Raw genomic sequence first — 13531 nt, 5'->3', positions numbered from 1 at the left:
TGGCCTCAAGGTAGGTCGGCACCGGTGCGGCGCGCATCCGAAGATTCGCCAGGTTCTTTCGAGAACCGGACACCTACCCTGGACGCATGCGCAACGTTCCGTTGTCCGAGGTCGACGCCCTGCCGCGGGCCGTGCTCGCGATCAGCACGGACTACCCTCCGGACCACTTCCTGCCGCCGCACCGCCACCGCCGCGCGCAGTTTCTCTACGGCGCGACCGGTTCCATGCGCGTAGGAACGGCCGACGGAACCTGGACCGTCCCGACCCGGCGCGCGGTGCTCATCCCGCCGGAGACCGACCACAGCGTCGTGATGACGAACGTGACCACGCGCAGTCTCTATCTGGAACCGTCCGCTGTGCCGTGGTTTCCGCGCCGTTGCCAGACCGTCGACGTTTCGCCGTTGCTGCGGGAACTGCTTCGGGAAGCCGTCGACGTCGCGCCCGAATACCCGCGCCGCGGCCGCGATGCCACACTGATTTCCCTTCTGCTGCACGAAATCTCTCGCTGTGTGCCGTTGCCGCTTGAACTTCCATGGCCGCGCCACGAGGGCTTGCGCGCGCTCTGTCAGTCCTTTTCGGACTGTCCGGATGTGCACGATCCGCCGTCTCGCTGGGCGGCGGAGTTGCACGTCAGCGAGCGGACGCTGCACCGGCTGTTCCGTGCCGAAACGGGACTGAGCTTCGCCCGCTGGCGCGAGCGGGCCTGTGTGCTGCACGCGCTCCCGCTGCTGGCCGCCGACCTTCCGGTGGCCGAGGTCGCGGTCTCCCTCGGCTACGAAAGCCCCGCCGCCTTCACGACGATGTTCAGCCGCCTGCTCGGCGCCCCGCCCCGGGCGTATCGCGAACAGTGACCGGCATCTCATTGAGTACAACTTGATTGTGCACAACTTAGTTGTACTGTCAGTCCTGTTCGGAACTTTCCCTGAGGAGGACCACATGACTGCCACTGTCGTTCTGGTGCACGGCGCGTTCGCGGATTCGTCCAGCTGGAACGGGACGATCGAGCGGCTGCAAGCGGCCGGGCACCGGGTGCTCGCTGCGGCGAACCCGTTGCGTGGAGTCGCCGAGGACGCCGCGTACGTGCGGTCTTTGCTGGACAGCGTCGAGGGCCCGATCGTCCTGGTCGGCCACTCCTACGGCGGCTCGGTGATCTCCGCCGCGGCGGCGGGGCACCCCGGGGTGCGGGCGCTGGTCTATATCGCCGGTTTCCTCCCGGACGAGGGCGAAAGCGCTGGTGAGCTGGCTGGGAAGTTCCCCGGTGGGACTCTGGGGGAGACGCTGGAGCAGGTCGCTCTGGCGAACGGCGTCGACCTCTACGTCCGGCAGGACCTGTTCCACCAGCAGTTCGCGGCGGACGTCCCGGCCGAGCAGGCCAGTCTGATGGCGGCGGGCCAGCGTCCGATCGCCGCCGCGGCCTTGGACGAGGCCTCGCCCGCGTCGGCGTGGAAGGACCTGCCGGTGTACAGCCTGATCCCGACCGCGGACAAGAACATCCCGCCCGCGGCGCAGCGGTTCATGGCGGAACGCGCGGACGCGGAGGTCGTCGAGGTGCCGGACGCTTCGCACGCGGTGCTGGTTTCGCAGCCGGACGCGGTCGCGGAGGTGATCCTGCGCGCTGCCCGGTGACCTCGGCGGAGTGAGACCGGTCTGCGCTGCGCGGCTGGACGCGCAGCGCAGGCGTTGCTTGGCGGTCTCCGCGCTGGTCAACGGCTTCGTTGTGGCGGGATCCATCGGTCCCGAGGTGCGGACTTGTCATGGCCGAGCCGGGCTTTCCCCCTTCGCCGCGGCGGTGCGGCCGTTACCATCGGCGGCCATGAGTACCTCAGGGGGTCCACAGGAACAGCCGGGCACGCCGCAGGAGCCGGGTGCGGTCCCGCCGGGATGGCAGGCGCCTCCGCCGGGAGCCGGTCACCAGCAGCCGGGCTATCCGCAGCAGCCTGGGCAGTACGGCCAGCCCGCACCGGGTGCGTACCCGGGCCAGGCCGGGCAGTACCCGGGGCAACCGGGACCGGCTCAACCGGGCCAGCCCGCGCCGGGTGCGTACCCGGGCCATGCCGCGCAGCCGGGGCAGTACCCGGGGCAACCGGGTCAGCCGTACCCGGGCCAAGCGGCCTACCCCGGCCAGCAGGGTTATCCAGCACAACAGCCGGGCTATCCCGCCCAGCCGCAGCCGCCGGGCGCCGGTTACGCCGCACAGGGCTATCCGGCCCCGAACCAGCCGCTCACCAAACCCGGTCTCGGCGCCATCCCGGTGGTCCTCGGCTGCATCCTCGAGATCGTCGCCCTCTTCATCCCCTGGGTCACGTTCACCCTGGGCTCCCAAAGCGCCTCGGTCACCTTCATCGACGCCTTCGGCAAGATGACGTCCGGCATGGACAGCTTCGCCGCGATGTACGTGCGGTTCCTCGCCTTCATCGTGATCGCCGCGACGCTGGGCTCCAGCCTCCCGTGGGTACTCGGCGCGCTCCGCACGAAGAAGTCGGCGTTCTGGCTGAGCGGGATCCGCACCCGCGAGCTGACTCCGCCGAACTTCTGGTGGTACCGCACCGTCTTCGCGGGCCGGGCCACCGTGATGCTGATTCTCCACGTCGCGGGCATCGTCGCGATGTTCTCCGAGGACCTGTCGAAGATCGGCCTCGGCGCGTATCTGCTCCTCCTCGGCGGGGTGCTCGTGATCGTCGGCGCGGCGATCGGGCCGAAGCTCACGGCTGCCCGCTGACGGCGCGGATGACCGGGTTCTGACAAATGTCATCGCGCACCGATGCGCGGTGACACTACGGACCGCTTGCCCGTCCGCGCACCATGGGACGGGCAAGCGGCTCCGGATCCTCCGGGCCGATCCGCGGTCCGGAAAGGACAGTCATGAACTCCCGCCCCGCAACGGTTTCCGACCAACCCCGGATACGGACGGTCCTTGTCCTCACCGGGGCTTACCTGGCGCTGAGCGTGCTCACCCTCGGCGCGATCTTCCTCTTCCGCGACGACCCGTCGATGGTTAGCGACGTCGTCTGGGTCCGCGCCACGATCGTGGCGGCCAGCGCGTTGCTCACCTTCCTGTTCGCCCGAAGCGCGGCTCGCGGGTCCAAACGAGGGCTGCTGCGGCTGCGGATCGTCTCGGCGGTGATGACGGTCGCGATCGTCGTCATCGTGTCCATTCCGGGGTTCCTGCCGCTGTGGGTTCGGCTGGAGCAGGGCGTCTGCGGGGTGCTGCTGCTGGCGGTGGTCGTACTGGTCAACGGACGGCACGTGCGTTCGCTGTTCTCCGAGTAGCGTGCCGGACGTGGACCGCGGCCCCGATTCCGACGCGCAACGCTGGGTACTGGGCTGGCGCCGGCTCGTGCTGGACGCCGGCCTCCTGGTGTATCCGCTGATCGTCCTCGCCCAGACGGCGGACCGACCGCTGGCGGTGGTGGCGCTGCTGGCGTTCTGCGCGTGCTACATCGGGGCGGCCGTCGCTGCTTACTCGTTCCGGAGCCGGCTTTTCTGGATCCTGACCGGGGTGTTGCCGGTGCTGTTCGCCGTCGTGCTGCCGATCGCCCGCGCGAACGCGTTTTACCTGCTGGCCGTGGTGGTTTCGCTCGCGGTGCCGCGGCTGCCGCGCTGGGGTGCGGGCCTGGTTCCGGTCGCCGCGGTGGCGACGGTGGTGGTGCCGTGGGCGGTCTGGCATACGGACCCGGGCTGGGCGCAGGCGGCGGCGTTGGTGTTCACCGTGCTGGTGGTCGTTGCGTTCGCGGAGGCGTTGCGGGCGAACCGGGCGTTGGTGCAGGCGCGGGCGGAGGTGGAGCGATTGGCCGCGGACGCGGAACGGTCGCGGATTTCGCGGGATTTGCACGACCTTCTGGGGCATTCGCTTACCGCGATCACGGTGAAGAGCAATCTCGCTCGCCGGCTCGCGGACAAGGGGGATGAGCGGGTGGCCGAGGAGATCGGCGAGGTCGAGCAGTTGTCGCGGCAGGCGCTGGCGGATGTCCGGGCCGCGGTTTCCGGATATCGGGAGGTGACGCTGGCCGGGGAACTCGCGCGGGGGCGGGAATTGCTGCGGGCGGCGGGGATCCGGGCGGACTTTCCGCTTTCGGTCGATGGTCCGCATCAGGAGTTGTTCGGGTGGGTCGTTCGGGAGGGGTTGACCAACGTGGTCCGGCATTCCCGGGCGAGCGCTTGTGCGGTGATTGTTTCCGGTTCTTCCGTGGAAATCCGGGACGACGGGATCGGTTCTGCCGCGGATCCCGGGAATGGGTTGTCGGGATTGCGGGATCGGGTTTCCGCGGCTGGCGGTCGGATGGAGGCGGGGCCGGTCCGGCCTCGGGGGTGGCGGTTGCGGGTGACGGTGGAATGACTGTGCGGTTGCTGCTCGCGGACGATCAGGCGCTGGTGCGGCAGGCGCTGGCGACCTTGCTGGGTCTCGAGGACGATTTCGAGGTGGTCGCGCAGGTGGGGCGGGGGGATGAGGTGGTGGGGGCCGCGCTCGCGCATCGGCCGGATGTCGCGTTGCTGGACATCGAGATGCCGGGGTTGGACGGGTTGACCGCGGCGGCGGTATTGGCTGAGCAGGTGCCTGAGTGCCGGGTGGTGGTTTTGACGACGTTCGGGCGGGCTGGGTATTTGCGGCGGGCGATGGAGGCTGGGGCCGTGGGGTTTGTGGTCAAGGATGCGCCGGCGGAGGCGTTGGGGGACGCTATTCGGCGGGTGATGGCGGGGGAGCGGGTGGTGGATCCGGCATTGGCGGTGGCGACGTTGGCCGCGGGGGAATCGCCGTTGACTGCTCGGGAGAGGGATGTGTTGATCGCGGCTCGGGGCGGGGGGTCGGTGGCGGAGATCGCGGGGAGTTTGTATTTGTCGGAGGGGACGGTTCGGAATTATTTGTCCGGGGCTATCGCGAAGACCGGAGCGAGGAATCGGATGGGGGCGGTTCGGGTTGCTGAGGAGCGGGGGTGGTTGTGAGGGTTCGGCTCGTCGCCCTGGCGGGCGACATTGCTTTTTGATGGGTTGCGTGGGGCACCCCGAAGCTTGATTGTGCTGACGGGCGGTGGGTGCTTGTCAAGGCGGGAAAGATGCCTTGACAAGCACCCACCGCCCGCAGGGAGGCTTCGTATCGGGGTTGGGGGAGGGGCTGGGTGCCTCGATGTTTGGGTGCATCTGTGCGGTTGGGGGGCGCGGCTTGGGTGGGTTGGTGCGTTGGGGAGAGCGGGCCAGGGTGCGCTGAGGTGCGTGGGACGCACCTCAGTGCGGCGTTGGGGCGTATTCCCGGCGGAGGGAGGTTGTGAAGGTTCCCGTGAGGGAATCCAAGCCCGTCAAGGGGTTTCTCACGGCTTGCGGCGGGGTCGTGAGGGGAACCCTGGGGGAATCAGAGTTTGTGGAGGTGGCTCTCACGGGGAGGTGGGTCGCCTGCCGAATGTGGTGAAGGGTCCCCTCGCAGCTTGCGGCGGGAATCCTGGGGGGAACCAAAGTCCGTGAAGGCTCCCCCGACGGACCACAAACCAGATCCGAAGTGGACGGACCTACTCGTCCTTCTCCGCGTTCAGCCTCGCGGCTTCGCGGCGTACCTCGGCCTGGGTTTCGCGTTCGCGTTGCAGCCAGGTCGGGTTCTCGGTCTTGAGGGCCTCGATCTGTTCCGTCGTCAGGGCTTCGGTGATGCCGCCTCGGGCCAGGCCGCCGATGGAGACTCCCAGTTTCGCTGCTACCACCGGGCGCGGGTGCGGGCCGTTGCGGCGGAGGTCGCGCAGCCATTCCGGGGGGTCGTTCTGCAGGGCGTTCAGCTCGTCGCGCGAGACGGCGCCCGCGCGGAATTCTGCGGGGGTCGCTTCGAGGTAGACGCCCAGCTTCTTCGCTGCCGTCGCCGGCTTCATGGTCTGGGGGGTCTTCTGCGCCGTCATGCCCACCAGCCTAACCGGCCGTCCTCGCCGGTAGCCTTGCCACGTGACAGGAGCCGACCAGGCCTCGGCGTTCCGGCTCGCCTACGTTCCGGGTGCGACCCCCGCGAAGTGGGTCCGGATCTGGGGCGAACGCAATCCCGAAGTGCCGCTTGAGCTGGTCGCGGTCACTGCCGCCGAGGCCGCCGGCGTCGTGCGCGAGGGTGGGGTGGACGCGGCGTTGCTGCGGCTGTCCGACGACCGCGAAGGGCTGCACGCGATCCCCCTCTACACCGAGGCTACGGTGGTCGTCGTGCCCAAGGAGCACCTGGTCTCGGCGGCCGACGAGGTGTCCATTGCGGACCTCGCGGACGAGCTTGTGCTGCATCCGCTCGACGACTCGCTCGGCTGGGAGCAGCTGCCCGGCAAGCCCGCGCGGGAGCGGCCGGAGACGACCGGCGACGCGATTGAGCTGGTGGCGGCGGGCGTCGGCGTGCTGATGGTGCCGCAGTCGCTCGCGCGGTTGCATCATCGGCGGGACCTCACGTATCGGCCGGTGGTCGACGCGCCGCAGTCGCGGGTCGCGTTGTCGTGGCCGGAGGGGGAGACCAGCGATCTCGTGGAGCAGTTCATCGGGATCGTCCGCGGGCGCACGGTGAACAGCACTCGCGGGCAGCAGGAGACGCAGGCGAAGACCGGCAAGGCGGCACCGGCCAAGAAGAAGCAGCGCGAACCGGACCGGCGCCGGAACGTGCCCAAGTCTGGCGGGCGGGGGAAGCCTCGCCGTCGTCGTTGAGGGAGAAGTCGTGGATCTCGGGTTGAAGGGCAAGTGCGCGGTCGTCACGGGGGCCAACCGCGGGATCGGGCTGGCGGTCGCCGAGGTGCTCGCGGCGGAGGGGGCGGACCTCGCGCTCGTCGCCCGGGACGGCCAGGCGCTCGCCGCCGCGGTGGAGAGCGTCGGCAGGCACGGCACGAAGGTCGTCGCGGTGCCGGCGGACACCACCGACGACGCTGCGGTCGCGGCGATGGCGGAGCGGGTCAAGGCGGAGTTCGGGGCGGCGGACGTCCTGGTCAACTGCGCGGCACCGGCGTCGAGCGGGGTCCGGACGCCGCTGCACGACCTGCGCGACGACGACCTGCGCCTCGAGATCGAGACCAAGGTGCTCGGCTACCTGCGGTGCGCCCGCGCGCTCGCGCCGGGGATGCGCGAGCGCGGCTGGGGCCGGATCGTGAACGTCAGCGGGCTCAACGCGCGGCTGGCCGGTTCGACGTTCGGTTCGATCCGCAACGTCGCGGTCGCGACGATGACCAAGAATCTCGCCGACGAACTCGGGCCGCAGGGCATCACCGTGACGGTCGTGCATCCGGGCTACACCGTCACCGAGCGGACGCCGGAGAAGTTCGCCGACATCGCCGCGGCGCGGGGGATTTCCGTGGCGGAGCTGGAAAAAGGCCTCACCGCCGGGGTGAGCATCGGGCGGCTGGTGACGGCGGCGGAGGTGGCGGACGTGGTGGCGTTCCTGGCGTCGCCGCGCAGTGTCGCGATCAACGGAGACGCCATCGCGGTCGGCGGCGGCGTCCCCGGCCAGATTTACTACTGAACCACCTGGAATTCGCGCGCCGGGCGGGGATAGCCGAGACGGCCCTTGGTCGCGGCGAGCACGATCAGCGCGGCGGCGGCGAACGCGGCGAACAGCAGGTGCTCGGCGAGTTTCGGGTCCGCGCTGGGGAAGAGTTCCGCCCACGCGACGGACAGGTAGTTGTTGATCCCGGCGTGCAGCAGCAATGCGATCGGCAGGCTCTCGCCGCTGCGGTTGAACACCCAGGTCATCACGAAGCTGATCGCGATGGCGGTCGCGACGAACTCCAGCACCGACCAGACCGGCACGTTCGGCCAGTGGCCCCATTCGGTGAAGAACAACGGCAGATGCCAGACGCCCCACAGCGGGCCGAGGATCAGCGTGCCGCGCAACGGACCGTACTTCGGCTGCAAATGCGGCAGGGCGAAATCGCGCCAGCCGGGTTCTTCGGCGAGGCCGGTGGTGAGCACCTGCAGCACGAAACCCAAGGCCCACACCAGGATCAGCGACGCGGCGGGGATCCGGAACGATCCCGCGAACGGCAGGCTGGCGAGCGTCAGCACGACGGGTACGGCGAAGACGGCGAGTGCGTACCACCGCCAGTTCACTCGCCACCGCAGTAGCCGGCCGACCCATGCGCGCAGTCCGGGACGGCCTTCTGCGAGTGCGGTGACGAGGAACGCGGAGAAGATCGGGCCGAGGTAAGCACCGGGGAGCATGCCCAGGATCTGCGTCGTGCCGAGCACCGGCGGGAATCCGAAGTGGACGATGCCGAGGCCGTTGTCCGAGAGTACGTACGGGAGCCAGGCGAGCCAGCTCAGTGTGATGGCGAGGGCGAAGAAGGTCGCGATCGGACGGCGTGCGACGAAAGCGCGTAGTGCGGTCATGTCAGTCCTTTGTGGACGATTTAGCGGTGGGTGCGGTAGTTCGCGACGAGCGCGATTCCCGCGGCGAGGGTGACGACGCCGAAAACGGTGCTCAGCAGGAAGTTGACGCCGAGGGCCGAGGTGACGGCGTTGGCCGCGGCGCTGAGCGCCAGCACGCCCCAGAGCAGTGGCCGAGGAGGTGATTTCGTCATGCCGGGAACGCTACGAATCGGGGCTCGCCAGAACGATCCCGTGCGCGGGAGGATCGAGGTACAGCAGGCTGTACTCCTTCGCTCCGCAGCACCGGCGGGGTGCCTTTCTGGGCTAGGGTTCGGCGGCGTAGGAGGTGCGATGGCAACCGCAGGCGAACCCCGGCCGCGTCCGTGGACCGTGCGTGTCCGGGCTGCCCTCGACGCGCTGGAACACCTCGTCGGCGGGATCGGCACTTCCGTGCTGGCGCTGCTGGTGCTGCTGGGGGTGGTCGCGGTCGCGGTGCTGAGCCTCGTGGGCGTCGGACTGGTGCTGGCGCGGCCGATGCTGCGGGTCGTGCATGCGGTCGCCGACCGGGAGCGCATCCGGCTCACCGCGATGAAGCCGGACGTGATCAGTCCCGGCCCGGGGCCCGAACGGCTCGGCGCGGCTCTATGCGACCGCACGGTGCAACGCGAACTGCTGTGGGTCGCGGTGCACTCAGTGGCGGGTTTCCTGCTCGGCTTCCTCGCGCTGACGATCGTGCTCAACACCGCGCGCGACGGGCTTTTCCCGCTCTACTGGTACTTGCTCCCGCCGGACGACGCGACGGCGTCGCTCGGCTGGCCAGTGCACAGCCTGGCGGAATCCCTTCCGGTGTCGTTGCTCGGCGTCGCGTGGGCGTTCGTCTCGGTCGCACTGCTGCCCGCGATGGCGCGCCTGCAAGCGTTGCCCGGCCGACGGTTGCTGCCCGCGGGCTCGGACGCCGACGTCACCCTCCGGATCGCTCACCTCGCCGCCACCCGGGCCGCCGCGCTCGACGCGCATTCCGCCGAACTGCGCCGCATCGAGCGCGCGCTGCACGACGGCACGCAAAACCGGCTGGTCGCGGTGAACGTGCTGGTCGGCGCGGCCCGCCGGGCAGCCGGCCGAGGTTCGGCGGACGTGGACGAAATCCTCGGCCGGGCGCAGGAAGCCACCGAGACCGCGCTCGCCGAATTGCGCGCGGTGGTGCGCAGCATCCTGCCGCCCGTGCTGGCCGACCGGAGCCTCGCCGACGCGTTGACCGCGCTCGCCGCGGACTGCCCGGTGCCGTGCACGGTCGACGCCGACCTGCCTGGCCGGTACGCCGTTTCGGTGGAGGCGTCGGTGTATTTCGTGGTCGCCGAGGCGCTGACGAACGTCGCCAAACACAGCGGGGCCAGCAGCGTCGAGGTGGTGTTGCGCCGGGAAAACGACGTGCTCCACCTCCGCATCACCGACAACGGCCGCGGCGGCGCGGCGGAAACCGGCGGCTCCGGACTCGGCGGAATGCGCCGCCGGGTCGAGGCGCTCGACGGAGCCTTCGCGCTGGCGAGTCCCGCCGGCGGACCGACTACCTTGACTGTGAGCCTGCCATGCGGATTGTGATCGCCGAGGACGACCCGTTGCTGCGCGAGGGTCTTGCGCTGCTGCTGCGCGCGGAGGGGCTGGACGTCGTCGCGACTGCCGGCAACCCGGCCGATTTCCTTGCTGCCGTGGACGAACACGAGCCGGACACCGCGGTCGTGGACGTCCGGATGCCGCCGACGCACACCGACGAGGGCATCGTCGCGGCAGTCGAAGCCCGTCGCCGGCGGCCGGGGCTGGCGGTGCTGGTGCTGTCGGCGTATGTCGAGCAGGCCTTCGCGACCGACCTGCTGGGCAGCGGCAGCGCGCGGCTCGGGTACCTGCTGAAGGAACGCGTCGGCCGGGTCGAGGAGTTCATGGGGGCGCTCAACCGGGTGGCCTGCGGCGGGACGGCGATCGATCCGGAAGTGGTGGCGCAGCTGCTGACCCGAACCCGCGCGGATTCCGGGCTGGAACGGCTCAGCCCGCGCGAACGGGAGGTGCTGGCGCTGATGGCCGAAGGATGGGGAAATGGCGCGATCGCCGAACGGCTCGTGGTGACCGACGGCGCGGTGCACAAACACATTCGCAGCATTTTCGCGAAACTCGATTTGGCCCCGGACGACAGCGCGGACCGGCGGGTTGCCGCGGTGCTGCGGTATTTGGAGGAAGCCCGGCGTTGATTCTTTGCCGGAATCCGGAGTACTCGGTGGAGGGCTGGCGACAAGCGGTCCGGGGCAATTCGCGCAGACGGAAGCGACACCGCGCGAACCGGACGCGGTGCTGCGAGCCGTCCGTACAAGGGCAGCCTTCACCGACGTCCGGCGCGATGCGATTCACTCGGACGAGTGCAGTATCGAACGCGCAAACAGGTGACCCCGATTGGGCGTACGCGCGTGCCTGAGGCCGGCGCACCGGCCCGCTGAACCCGGCGGCTACTTGCCCGGGGAGCCGGGCTTATCCTCCGCGCCGCCCTCGGGAACGTCCTCTTCGGACCAGTCCAGCCCGGCCTCGGCGACCACGCCGTCGAAAATCGGGGTGGCCACGGCCTGTTCGGCGCTCACGACGCACTCACCACGTCGATGATCGCGTCGGCCGCGATCCACTGCGGATCCGCGTCTCTCGCCTGGCCGTCGACCTGGACCGGGACCCAGGTGACCGCGGTGGCGTCGTCGGTGACCGGGGCTCCGGTGACCACTCCGCGCCGGCACAGCTGGCGCCTGCCGGTGCGCTTGCCGACCAGGTAGATGACCCGGTGGCCGGTGGACAGTTCGGGCCGGTGCTGTTCGCCGTCCATGTGTTCCTCCCTGCACGCCACCCTTGTGGGCGACGCTCGCTTCACCGACGCGACTCGCTCCCCTCGCGCCGATGACGCACTCCCGGTCCGTGTTCTGAGTCACATCGAAGCAACGGCCGCCGTGCGCGCGACTGCTACATCGAGGCAACCCCGACCACGGACAGTCATCCCTCTATACCCAAAGTAACAGGTACAGCGGCGTATCCGATAGGTGACCCGGCGATACACTCGCGCGGATGACGTCCTCAGGTACTCCGCCCGACGGGCGGGCCGCCCGGTGGGCAGGGCAGCGCGAACGCCGACGCCGGGAGTTCGTGGAAGCCGGGATGCGGGCGATCGCCCGGTACGGGCCGGAGGTGTCCACCGAGCAGATCGCCGACGAGGCCGGGGTGGCCCGCACGCGCATTTACAAGCATTTCGCCGACACCGCCGATCTGCAGCGCGCGATCGCGTTGCGCGCGGCGGAAATGATCGGCGCGCAATTCGCTCCGCTGTGGGGAGTTTCCGGCACTCCGCGCGAAATAGTGCACGCGACGATCGGCGCGCACATCGAATGGCTTTCCGAACACCGCGCGCTTTACCAATATCTGATGCGGCAGTCGGTGACCGGGCCGCGCGACGTCGTCGCGGACGTGAAAACCGCGATCGCCCGGCAGCTGACCGTGCTGTTCGAGTACTACCTCGGCCTGTTCGGCGCCGACCAGCGGGTCGGCGAGACCATCGCGTACGGACTGGTCGGGCTGGTCGAGTCCAGCACCGCGCACTGGCTCGACACCCCGCGCGGCATCGACCGCGACGACCTGCGCCAGCTGCTCGCCCGCTGGGTCTGGTCGATCCTCGACGACACGCTGCGCACGGTCGGCGTCGAGCTCAACCCGGATTCGCCGTTGTCCGATCTGGACTACCGCGTCCTCGACTGAGCGAAAAGGCCTCCCCGCGGGAATCCCGCGAGGAGGCCTCGAAACGAAAGGGGCGTCAGGGCTTCCGGGCGACCCCGCCCGCGATGCACTCCTGGACCTGGTTCAGCGGCTGGTACCGCGGGCCGTCCGGCCACCAGTCCTCGCACAGCACCAGGCCCGGCTCGACCAGCTCGGCTCCGCCGAACATCCGCTTGATCTCGTCCCACGTGCGGAAAAGGCCGCTGCCCATCGGGCTGTGCGTGAACTTCTCCTCCATCCGCCGGGCGATCTCGCTGTGCTCGGGCGTCTGCGGGTCGAGGAAGTGCGCGACCACCACGAACGACCCGGACGGCAGCGCGTCGACGTAGGTCCGCATCATCTCCTCGTAGTCGTCGCCGAGGTAGTGGTGCAGGGTTCCGTTGTGCAGCAACGCGATCGGCTTGCTCCAGTCGAGGAACTCGCGCGCGGTCTCGTTCTCGAGGATCTGCGGCGGCTTGAAGATGTCCGCTTCCATGAACCGGGTGTTCTCGTTCTCCTCGAGCAGCGCGCGCCCGTGCGCGAGGACCACCGGGTCGTTGTCCACGTACAGCACGCGGGCCTCGGGGATGATCCGCTGCACGACCTGGTGCGTGTTCTCCGCGGTGGGCAGGCCGGAGCCGCAGTCGAGGTACTGGGCGACCCTGCCCTGGGTGGCGAGGAACCGGCAGGCGCGGATGAGGAAGTTGCGGTTGGCCCAGGCGAGGTCGTTGACCTCCGGGGCCACGGTGCGCACCTGGTCGAGCACCCTGCGGTCGATCTCGTAGTTGTTCGTGCCGTTCAGGGCGGCGTCGTACACCCGGGCAATGCTCGCTCGCGTGATATCGACCCCGACCGGGTGCGAACTGGGCGATTCGACGGCCTCGGTCATTTCTGGCGTCACCTCGGATGTGTCGGACGTCTCTGTGGCCTACTCACCGTAGACCTTCGAGGCTGTCAAGCGACCGCCAGGAGGAGGACACCCGGACCGGGTGACAGATTCTTGATTCATTCCAGAAAATGGGGCAGACTCGCGGGCATGCCGACGACCGCGGACTTCGAGCAGATGCTGCGCGGAGTGCAGTTGCGGATCACGCGCCCCCGGCTGGCCGTGCTCTCCGCGGTGCACGCCCATGCGCACGCGGACACCGAGTCCGTCATCGGCATGGTGCGCGCGGACCTCGGCGAGGTTTCCCACCAGGCCGTTTACGACGTGCTGCGCGCGCTCACCGAAGCGGGGCTGCTGCGGCGCATCCAGCCGCCCGGTTCGGTCGCGCGGTACGAGGCCCGGGTAGGGGACAACCACCACCACGTCGTGTGCCGCTCGTGCGGTGCCATCGAGGACGTCGACTGCGCGGTCGGGGAAGCGCCTTGCCTGACCGCTTCCGAAGCACACGGTTTCGTCATCGACGAGGCCGAGGTCGTCTACTGGGGCCGATGCCCCGCCTGTTCGACGGCAGCAAACTGA

At 69.5% G+C, this 13531-nt stretch carries 18 protein-coding genes; 12 read left to right on the top strand and 6 right to left on the bottom strand.

Annotated elements, in window-relative coordinates; all coding sequences use genetic code 11:
* Positions 1-86: 86 nt before the first annotated feature.
* The 6 genes from F9C11_RS42060 (at position 87) to F9C11_RS42035 (ending at position 4941) form a co-directional block, all read left to right on the top strand.
* On the top strand, positions 87-851 hold the full coding sequence (locus tag F9C11_RS42060; protein ID WP_409182897.1) for an AraC family transcriptional regulator: 765 nt from the start codon (positions 87-89) through the stop codon (positions 849-851).
* Between the two features lie 85 nt (positions 852-936).
* Complete coding sequence (locus F9C11_RS42055) at positions 937-1626, top strand: alpha/beta fold hydrolase (protein WP_409182896.1); 690 nt, start codon at positions 937-939, stop codon at positions 1624-1626.
* A 187-nt stretch (positions 1627-1813) separates the two neighbouring features.
* On the top strand, positions 1814-2719 hold the full coding sequence (locus F9C11_RS42050) for a hypothetical protein (protein ID WP_409182895.1): 906 nt from the start codon (positions 1814-1816) through the stop codon (positions 2717-2719).
* Positions 2720-2862: 143 nt separating this feature from the next.
* Positions 2863-3270 (top strand): hypothetical protein, encoded by a 408-nt coding sequence (locus F9C11_RS42045; RefSeq protein ID WP_409182894.1) that lies wholly within the window; start codon positions 2863-2865, stop codon positions 3268-3270.
* Positions 3271-3280: 10 nt separating this feature from the next.
* Entirely contained in the window at positions 3281-4336 is a 1056-nt protein-coding gene (locus tag F9C11_RS42040) for a sensor histidine kinase (RefSeq protein WP_409182893.1), read from the top strand.
* Positions 4333-4941: a response regulator gene (locus F9C11_RS42035; RefSeq protein WP_409182892.1), complete on the top strand. Its 609-nt coding sequence runs from the start codon at positions 4333-4335 to the stop codon at positions 4939-4941. The genes F9C11_RS42040 and F9C11_RS42035 overlap by 4 nt, the downstream gene beginning before the upstream one ends.
* 557 nt (positions 4942-5498) lie before the next feature.
* On the opposite strand, the gene F9C11_RS42030 is transcribed toward F9C11_RS42035, so the two are convergent.
* Positions 5499-5873 carry a DUF5997 family protein gene (locus F9C11_RS42030; RefSeq protein ID WP_409182891.1) on the bottom strand — a complete coding sequence of 125 codons (375 nt, stop codon included), beginning with the start codon at positions 5871-5873 and terminating at the stop codon, positions 5499-5501.
* A gap of 43 nt (positions 5874-5916) precedes the next feature.
* Between F9C11_RS42030 and F9C11_RS42025 the strand changes: the two genes are divergently transcribed.
* On the top strand, positions 5917-6645 hold the full coding sequence (locus F9C11_RS42025) for a LysR family substrate-binding domain-containing protein (RefSeq protein WP_409182890.1): 729 nt from the start codon (positions 5917-5919) through the stop codon (positions 6643-6645).
* A 10-nt stretch (positions 6646-6655) separates the two neighbouring features.
* Positions 6656-7450: an SDR family NAD(P)-dependent oxidoreductase gene (locus tag F9C11_RS42020; protein WP_409182889.1), complete on the top strand. Its 795-nt coding sequence runs from the start codon at positions 6656-6658 to the stop codon at positions 7448-7450.
* Here F9C11_RS42020 and F9C11_RS42015 read toward each other — a convergent pair.
* Entirely contained in the window at positions 7444-8316 is an 873-nt protein-coding gene (locus tag F9C11_RS42015) for a CPBP family intramembrane glutamic endopeptidase (RefSeq protein WP_409182888.1), read from the bottom strand. The two genes, F9C11_RS42020 and F9C11_RS42015, sit on opposite strands and share 7 nt — an antisense overlap.
* A gap of 20 nt (positions 8317-8336) precedes the next feature.
* On the bottom strand, positions 8337-8507 hold the full coding sequence (locus F9C11_RS42010; RefSeq protein WP_409182887.1) for a hypothetical protein: 171 nt from the start codon (positions 8505-8507) through the stop codon (positions 8337-8339).
* A 139-nt stretch (positions 8508-8646) separates the two neighbouring features.
* Between F9C11_RS42010 and F9C11_RS42005 the strand changes: the two genes are divergently transcribed.
* Positions 8647-9894 carry a sensor histidine kinase gene (locus tag F9C11_RS42005; RefSeq protein WP_409182886.1) on the top strand — a complete coding sequence of 416 codons (1248 nt, stop codon included), beginning with the start codon at positions 8647-8649 and terminating at the stop codon, positions 9892-9894.
* Positions 9882-10535 (top strand): response regulator, encoded by a 654-nt coding sequence (locus F9C11_RS42000; protein WP_409182885.1) that lies wholly within the window; start codon positions 9882-9884, stop codon positions 10533-10535. Before F9C11_RS42005 ends, F9C11_RS42000 begins: the two co-directional genes overlap by 13 nt.
* A gap of 252 nt (positions 10536-10787) precedes the next feature.
* On the opposite strand, the gene F9C11_RS41995 is transcribed toward F9C11_RS42000, so the two are convergent.
* Complete coding sequence (locus F9C11_RS41995; RefSeq protein ID WP_409182884.1) at positions 10788-10916, bottom strand: hypothetical protein; 129 nt, start codon at positions 10914-10916, stop codon at positions 10788-10790.
* Positions 10913-11149 (bottom strand): hypothetical protein, encoded by a 237-nt coding sequence (locus tag F9C11_RS41990; protein ID WP_409182883.1) that lies wholly within the window; start codon positions 11147-11149, stop codon positions 10913-10915. Before F9C11_RS41990 ends, F9C11_RS41995 begins: the two co-directional genes overlap by 4 nt.
* A gap of 236 nt (positions 11150-11385) precedes the next feature.
* Here F9C11_RS41990 and F9C11_RS41985 point away from each other — a divergent pair, with 236 nt between their 5' ends.
* Positions 11386-12069 carry a TetR/AcrR family transcriptional regulator gene (locus F9C11_RS41985; protein WP_409182882.1) on the top strand — a complete coding sequence of 228 codons (684 nt, stop codon included), beginning with the start codon at positions 11386-11388 and terminating at the stop codon, positions 12067-12069.
* A gap of 55 nt (positions 12070-12124) precedes the next feature.
* Here the strand turns inward: F9C11_RS41985 and F9C11_RS41980 are convergent, their stop codons facing one another.
* On the bottom strand, positions 12125-12955 hold the full coding sequence (locus tag F9C11_RS41980) for an SAM-dependent methyltransferase (protein ID WP_409182881.1): 831 nt from the start codon (positions 12953-12955) through the stop codon (positions 12125-12127).
* A 147-nt stretch (positions 12956-13102) separates the two neighbouring features.
* Between F9C11_RS41980 and F9C11_RS41975 the strand changes: the two genes are divergently transcribed.
* Positions 13103-13531 carry a Fur family transcriptional regulator gene (locus tag F9C11_RS41975; protein ID WP_409182880.1) on the top strand — a complete coding sequence of 143 codons (429 nt, stop codon included), beginning with the start codon at positions 13103-13105 and terminating at the stop codon, positions 13529-13531.

Source organism: Amycolatopsis sp. VS8301801F10 (genome assembly GCF_046195355.1).
Lineage (GTDB): Bacteria > Actinomycetota > Actinomycetes > Mycobacteriales > Pseudonocardiaceae > Amycolatopsis.
Note: the sequence above shows the minus strand (reverse complement) of the source record. Positions and strands in the feature narration are given on the sequence as shown.